This window comes from Variovorax sp. E3 (assembly GCF_016082275.1).
In the GTDB taxonomy this organism is placed as follows: domain Bacteria; phylum Pseudomonadota; class Gammaproteobacteria; order Burkholderiales; family Burkholderiaceae_C; genus Variovorax.
Map to the genome: position 1 here is coordinate 26,876 of NZ_MOWM01000077.1, position 6,318 is coordinate 33,193.

12 protein-coding genes are annotated in these 6,318 nt (G+C 65.6%); all 12 read left to right on the forward strand.

Going from position 1 to position 6,318, the window contains the following annotated elements; all coding sequences use genetic code 11:
• Nucleotides 1-27: 27 nt before the first annotated feature.
• On the forward strand, nucleotides 28-645 hold the full coding sequence (locus tag BMG07_RS23850; RefSeq protein ID WP_198086633.1) for a DUF3164 family protein: 618 nt from the start codon (nucleotides 28-30) through the stop codon (nucleotides 643-645).
• The gene (locus tag BMG07_RS23855; RefSeq protein WP_198086634.1) at nucleotides 642-887 is read left to right on the forward strand and encodes a hypothetical protein; all 246 of its coding nucleotides are present in this window, start codon (nucleotides 642-644) and stop codon (nucleotides 885-887) included. The genes BMG07_RS23850 and BMG07_RS23855 overlap by 4 nt, the downstream gene beginning before the upstream one ends.
• A 119-nt stretch (nucleotides 888-1,006) precedes the next feature.
• The gene (locus tag BMG07_RS23860) at nucleotides 1,007-1,507 is read left to right on the forward strand and encodes a dATP/dGTP pyrophosphohydrolase domain-containing protein (protein ID WP_198086635.1); all 501 of its coding nucleotides are present in this window, start codon (nucleotides 1,007-1,009) and stop codon (nucleotides 1,505-1,507) included.
• Between the two features lie 22 nt (nucleotides 1,508-1,529).
• Nucleotides 1,530-1,727: a hypothetical protein gene (locus BMG07_RS23865; RefSeq protein ID WP_198086636.1), complete on the forward strand. Its 198-nt coding sequence runs from the start codon at nucleotides 1,530-1,532 to the stop codon at nucleotides 1,725-1,727.
• Between the two features lie 5 nt (nucleotides 1,728-1,732).
• Nucleotides 1,733-2,155, forward strand: a complete 423-nt coding sequence (locus tag BMG07_RS23870) for a hypothetical protein (protein WP_198086637.1) — start codon at nucleotides 1,733-1,735, stop codon at nucleotides 2,153-2,155.
• A complete protein-coding gene (locus BMG07_RS23875; RefSeq protein WP_198086638.1) occupies nucleotides 2,152-2,661 on the forward strand; it encodes a regulatory protein GemA in 510 nt (169 codons plus the stop codon). Before BMG07_RS23870 ends, BMG07_RS23875 begins: the two co-directional genes overlap by 4 nt.
• Before the next feature lies 1 nt (nucleotide 2,662).
• The gene (locus tag BMG07_RS23880) at nucleotides 2,663-2,866 is read left to right on the forward strand and encodes a hypothetical protein (RefSeq protein WP_198086639.1); all 204 of its coding nucleotides are present in this window, start codon (nucleotides 2,663-2,665) and stop codon (nucleotides 2,864-2,866) included.
• A complete protein-coding gene (locus BMG07_RS23885; RefSeq protein WP_198086640.1) occupies nucleotides 2,863-3,159 on the forward strand; it encodes a hypothetical protein in 297 nt (98 codons plus the stop codon). Before BMG07_RS23880 ends, BMG07_RS23885 begins: the two co-directional genes overlap by 4 nt.
• A gap of 234 nt (nucleotides 3,160-3,393) precedes the next feature.
• Nucleotides 3,394-4,557, forward strand: coding sequence for a hypothetical protein (locus BMG07_RS23890; protein WP_198086641.1), 1,164 nt, complete (start codon nucleotides 3,394-3,396; stop codon nucleotides 4,555-4,557).
• A 38-nt stretch (nucleotides 4,558-4,595) separates the two neighbouring features.
• Nucleotides 4,596-4,955, forward strand: a complete 360-nt coding sequence (locus tag BMG07_RS23895) for a DUF2190 family protein (RefSeq protein WP_198086642.1) — start codon at nucleotides 4,596-4,598, stop codon at nucleotides 4,953-4,955.
• Between the two features lie 51 nt (nucleotides 4,956-5,006).
• On the forward strand, nucleotides 5,007-5,969 hold the full coding sequence (locus BMG07_RS23900) for a hypothetical protein (protein ID WP_198086643.1): 963 nt from the start codon (nucleotides 5,007-5,009) through the stop codon (nucleotides 5,967-5,969).
• Nucleotides 5,970-6,044: 75 nt separating this feature from the next.
• The coding region (locus BMG07_RS23905; protein ID WP_198086644.1) for a hypothetical protein at nucleotides 6,045-6,318 on the forward strand (274 nt) is incomplete at its 3' end.

A 6,318-nucleotide genomic window follows, 5' to 3' on the forward strand; every position in this document is an offset into this window, starting at 1 on the left:
GTTTCAACAAGCGAAGAAGGAAGCGAAATGACAGAACAAACCATCCCTGCCGGCTACTGGAAAGACGCCAACGACGCGCTCATTCCCGTGTCGAAGATCAAGCCCATCGACAAGGATCGGCACGCGGTCGTGAGCGAGCTGTGTGAACAAGCACGCAAACAGAGCGCCGTCCTGTTCGGCTTCAAGCTGGCCGCCATGAACGCGGTCCACGAGTTCATCGAGCGCAGTCTCTCCGCCTACGACGTGAAGCCCGGCGGCAAGAAGGGCAACGTCACGCTCGTGAGCTTCGACGGCAAGTTCAAGGTCGAGCGCCGCATGCAGGACACCATCACGTTCGATGAGCGGCTTCAAGCCGCCAAGGCGCTGATCGACGAATGCATTCAGCTGTGGAGCAAGGGTAGCAACGCGAACATCAAGGCGCTGGTGAACGATGCGTTCCAGGTCGACCAGCAGGGAAAGATCAGCACCGCCCGCGTGCTGGGCCTGCGCCGCCTCGACATCGCCGACGAGAAGTGGCAGCAGGCCATGAAGGCCATCAGCGACAGCATGAAGGTCGCCAGCACGAAGCCCTACATCCGTTTCTATGAGCGCGACGACGCCACGGGCGAGTACTCGCCGATCAATCTGGACGTGGCGGCGGTATGAAGAACGACGCACGCGAGCGGCCCCTGAAGCTGCAACTCAACAACTCAGGCGCTTGGAAGGACGTCGTGCACTTCGACGGCGCCGATGAGACCGAGGCCGAGCGCGTCCTCGAAGCCGCGACGACCCTAGGCGATCTGGACACCGGCAACGTGACGTTCCGTGTCGTGACCGAGGACGCGTACCCGGAAGTGGTCACGAGCTGGAGCAAGCACTTCGGCTGGCGAACGGCCGTGCCGCGCTGAACACGATTTCTCCCTGATCAAGACCGGCCGGGCCGGCAACTGATCTTTCCCTCGGCGCTTCGGTGCCGAGGGCTTTTCCTAAAGCGTCGGCTGTCGGCGCTTCATGAAAGGACCGAACCATGCTCCCGTTGATGACAGAAGCCGATCTACGGCACCTTGCGAACACCAGCGCGCCGATCACCGACCAGGAACGCGCACAAGCCGCTGACAACATCCGCACGCTGCTCGTGACCGTCAAGCGGCAGTCGAACGAGCTGGCGCAGATGCTGCTCGGCCAGCGCTACCCGTTCGACCTGGTCGCCCATCTGAACAGGCAGCGCGAGTTCTCCGCGATCACCTTCGGCCCCGGCGTGCGCACGGCCGGCGTGGTGGACCACATCCGCAAGGAACTGGCCGAGATCGAGGGCGAGCCGTTTGATGTGCGCGAGTGGATCGACGTCGTCTTGTTGGCGTTCGACGGCGCCTGGCGCACGGGTGCGACGCCCGAGCAGATCGTGCACGCGCTGGTCGAGCGCCAGACCAGGAACGAAAGCCGCACCTGGCCGGACTGGCGCACGGCCGACCTCAACAAGGCCATCGAGCACGACCGCAGCGGGGAGGCCGCAGATGCTTCGGCTTGAATGGTTGGGCGCTGCTCTCGGCATGCTGGGCTCTCTGCTGATCGCGCTGCGCATCCCGCCCGTGTTCGGCTTCCTCGCGTTCCTCATCAGCAACGTGGCCTGGATCATCTACGCGCGGCGCAAGGGCCTGCGCGGTCTGCTGACGCAACAGGTCTTCTTCGTCGGCACCAGCCTGCTCGGCCTCTGGAATTGGCTCGTCGGGCCGTGGGTGCTGGGGTGAACAGCATGTCAAACGTTTCCAGCATCAACGCCGCCCCGAAGGCGACCACCGCCGCCGCCCAGATCGTTGAACACTTCGTCATCAGGGAAGCTCAACTGGGGCGGGTTCGCGACAGCTTCCGGAGCCCGCTGAGCGGGAAGGTCGAGACCAACGCTCTTTCCGTACCCGTGCCGCTGTTGCGCGCCCTCGTGGCCGAGCACCACGCGACTGCGCGTACCGGCCGGGCGGTGCTGCGCAGCGAGGTGGTCGTGTGGACACCGGTCGAAGATGGCCTGCCGGATGCAGACCTGACCGTGAACATCATGCTCACCGCGGAATCGGATGAGCCCATCTGGCTCGGCTACTACGACGGCGAGATGTGGCGCGACATCGAAGGGATGCCCGTGGACGTGGTGGCCTGGTCACCGATGCTGAAGGGCATGGCATGAACGCGCCCGAGTTCGTGAGCAAGAAGCCCTTCCCAAAGTCCCCGGCTCGGGTCAGCTCGTGGGACGCCACGCGCAAGCGCGAGCTGGGCCTGATCCACATGGCGAAGGCGCACCTCGGCCTGAGCCGCGAGGACTACGAGTTCGTGATCCGCGAGGTCACCCGGACGAACAAGACCAGCTCGGCCGACCTGACCGATGCGGAGCGCAACACGCTGCTGCAGCACTTCAAACGCATGGGCTTCACTGTGAAGCCCAAGGCCGACGCCGCGCGCCCGCTGCCGGGCCCGCAGCACCGCAAGCTGCGCGCCCTGTACTACACGCTGGCCGACGCTGGGGCAGTCGTGCGGCCGGTCAGCCCGATGGCCTGCGACCAGGCCGTCGAGACCTGGGCGAAGCGCCAGCTCGGCACGCTCGACGCGCTGCGCTTCGCTTCGTCCGATCAACTCAACAAGCTCATCGAAGAAATGAAGAGCTGGGCGCGCCGCGTCACTGCAAAGACTGTTTGAAATGACCTTCAAGGCACCACCGTTCATCATCCGGCCCGAGGCACTGCCGCTCGCCATCCGGGAGCTGGCGCAGGCGATTGGCGACAGCGATGCGTTGCGCTTCATCGGTCAGCACGGTGGTGCGCGGGTGAAGGTGCCGAGGGTCGTGGACTTCAACGACCCGCTGCATGTTGGACTCAGTGCGGAGGCTACGAGAAGCTCGTGAAGTACTACGGCGGCGACGCCCTCGACGTGCCAAAGGGCGACGCCTACCTGCGCGAGCTGCGCCACGAGCAGGTGCGCCAGTGCCGCGAACAGGGCATGACGATGGACGAGACCGCCGAAGCGACCGGCTACACGCGGCGCCATGTCATGAACATCCTTGGCGGTCACGGCCAGGCCGGCGATACTTTGACCATCGACATGTTCGCGGGGTCGGATGTGGAGCCCGATGCAGAGCCCGAATTGGCCGGCCGGCAGCTTGCAGACCCATTCGGACGATCCGGCCGCCGGTCCTGAGAAACGGGAAGGCGTTCAAAACCGCCGCAAACCCGTTCAAAACGGCCGCAAAGGCCGCTCCCCCTACATCGGGGTGCCCTAAGGCCTAAAGCGCCTTCTAGGGCCTGATTTTCAAACCAGCTTTTCTGCGCGCTTGGTGAAGCGTTTCACCCTGACTGCGCACGCATGCGTCGGCAAAGTGCGGGCATGCCTAAAGCCGCACCTCCCGCCAAGACCTCGACCCCGCCCAACACCATGACCGGCCTTGCGGGCTGGGTCGAGGTCTTCAAGGCGGGCGACCACATCGACAGCAAGGGCCGTCAGATCAGCTTCAGCCAAGCTGACCTCGACGAGATGATCGCCAACCACGAACTGGGCGCCGCGCCCGCCGTGCTCGGCCACCCGAAGAAACACGAGACCGTCGAGGAAAAGACGGGCGCTCCGGCTTACGCCTGGACGCAAGCCTACAAGCGCGAAGGCGACGTGCTCTTCGCCCAGTTCGCCGACATCAATCCGGCATTCGAGGCCGGTGTGAAGTCGAAGGCCTACCGCAACCGCTCGCTCAGCGTATTCAAAGACCCGCAGCACGGCTGGCGCGTGCGGCATGTCGGCTGGCTCGGCGCGGAGCCGCCCGCCATCGAGGGCCTCGCTCCCGTCGAGTTCGCGGGCAACGCATCCGAGAGCTTCGAGTTCAGCGCGCCGGGCTACAGCCTGGTGTGGGGCCTGGAGTCCGTCGCCAAGCTGCTGCGCGGTCTGCGCGACCGGGCCATCGAGAAGGACGGCCTGGAAGAGGCCGACCGCGTCCTGCCGCAGTGGCAGATCGATAGCGCGATGGAGGCCGCCGCGCGGGCCCGCACCGAGTTCCAAGAGGCCGACGACACCGGCCGACTCTTTTCTCAATCCGACAACCCTGGAGGTTCCATGTCGATTACCCCCGAGCAGCTCGAAGCTGCAGTAGCAAAAGCCCGCAAGGAAGAAGCCGATAAGGCCAAGGCCGACTTCGCCTCGAAGGATGCTGAGCTGATCCTGCTCAAGGGCCAGCGCCAGACCGAACGCATCGGCGCACAGATCAAGGGCTGGAAGGCCGAGGGCAAGGTGCTGCCCGCCGAAGAGCACGGCCTGGCCGAGTTCATGGCGAACCTCGAAGACGCGGGCGCCGAGTTCACGTTCAGCGCCAGCGACGGCAAGGAAGCGAAGAAGACCCCTTCGCAGTTCTTCGCCGAATTCATGGCGGCCCGTGCGCCCGTGGTCAAGCTGGGGAAGAGCGGCAAGACCGACGACCCGGGCCCGGGTGTCGACAAAACCAACGCCCGCGCCATCGCGGCAGCAGCTGCGGAGTTCCAGGCGTCGGAAGAAAAGGCCGGCCGCGAAATCTCCATTGAAGCGGCGGTCGAACGCGTCACCCGCGACCAGGCCTGAACCACGGGCCACCTTCCCTCAACTACCGGAGCAATCAAATGGGCATCAACAGTCTTTTCCGTGGCCGCGTGGCCGAAGCCGCGATTGCGGCATTCCTGATCATCAAGGGCGGTGCCGCCGCGAACAGTTGCGTCGTGGCGGCGGGCCCGGCCGACAAGCTTCTCGGCACCAGCGACGAGCTGGACCACGTCATCGGCGAAGTCGTGGACATGGCTGTCGGCCCTGTGCCCTTCGTGCGCCTGGGCGCCACCGTGGCGGCGGGCGATGCACTGACCAGCGACGCCACCGGCCGAGCCGTCGCGACCACGACCACAGGCCACCGAATCATCGGCTTCGCCGAGGCCGGCGGCGTTGTGAACGACGTCATCACCTACCTGCGCGCGCCCGGCGTGATCTGACCTGCCCCAACGAAGCAACCGCACCAGCTCGCCTCCATCACAGGAACTGCAATGAACCATCCTTTCGTCATCGTCCCGTCGCTGTCCGCCATCGCCATCGCCTACACCCAGGGCAACCTGATCGCCGACAAGGTGCTGCCGCGCGTGCCGGTCTACACCGAACAGTTCAACCATCAGAAGTACGCGCTCGGCGAAGCCTTTGCCGCGCCCGACACGCTCGTCGGCCGCAAGAGCGCGCCCAACCAGATCACCTGGGGTTCCGAGATGGTGCCCGCATCGGTTCAGGACCACGCACTCGACACGCCCGTGCCGAATGCGGACGTCAACGCCTACAACCTGGCGAAACAGTCCGGCACCGGCTATGTCGGCCAGGCCGACCCGCTGAGCCGCGCCACCAAGCTGGTGATGCAGTCGGTGCAGAACCGCCGCGAGAAGCGTACGGCCGACCTGGTCTTCAACAAGAACAGCTACAACGTGAACAACCGCGAAACGCTGGTGTCCGGCTTCTGGGACGACTACGCGAACAGCGATCCGCTCGTGCAGATCGACGAGTACTTCGACGGCATGGTGATGCGCCCCTCTATCGCCGTGTTCGGCCGGCGCGTGGCCTCGAAGCTGCGCCGCCACCCGAAGATTTGCAAGGCGGTATTCGGCAACAACACTGACGCGGGCAAGGTGCCGCTGCAAGCCCTGGCCGACGAGATCGGCGTGGAAGAGATCCTCGTCGGGGATGCATGGATCAACACGGCCGCCCCGGGCCAGCCCGCCAACCTGGTGCGCGTCTGGGGCAACCACGCGGCGTTCCTGGCGCGCAACAAGGAAGCGGACACCCAGTTCGGCGTGACCTTCGGCTACACGGCGCAGTTCGGCGACCAGGTTGCCGGGACCATCGAAGACCCGGACGTCGGCATGCGCGGCGGCCAGCGCGTGCGCGCCGGTGAATCGGTGCGCGAGCTGGTCGTCGCCAACGACATGGGGTTCTTCGTCGAGAACGCCATCAACCCGGCCGGCTAAGGCGCCTGTCCCATTGACCGGGGGCGGGCTTGTCGATCAAGCCCGCCGCCGTTCTCACATCCACACGGAGTTCACATGGACAAGATTCCAACCGGCCTGCATTTGCTCATCGCCATCTCGGCGCTGCGCCATGAGGGGAAGCGTTTCGCACCTGGTGCGACGCTTCTTCTGACGCCCGAGCATGCCCGCAATGCCTTGCTGCCGAAGGCTGCGCGCATCGCGACCGAAGAAGAGACCGCCGCCTACCTGTCCGCGCTTGCACCGCCGGCCGCAGGCGATGCCCCGGCCGCAGGCGATGCCCCGGCCGTAGGCGATGCCCCGGCCGTAGGCGATGCCCCGCCCGCAGGCG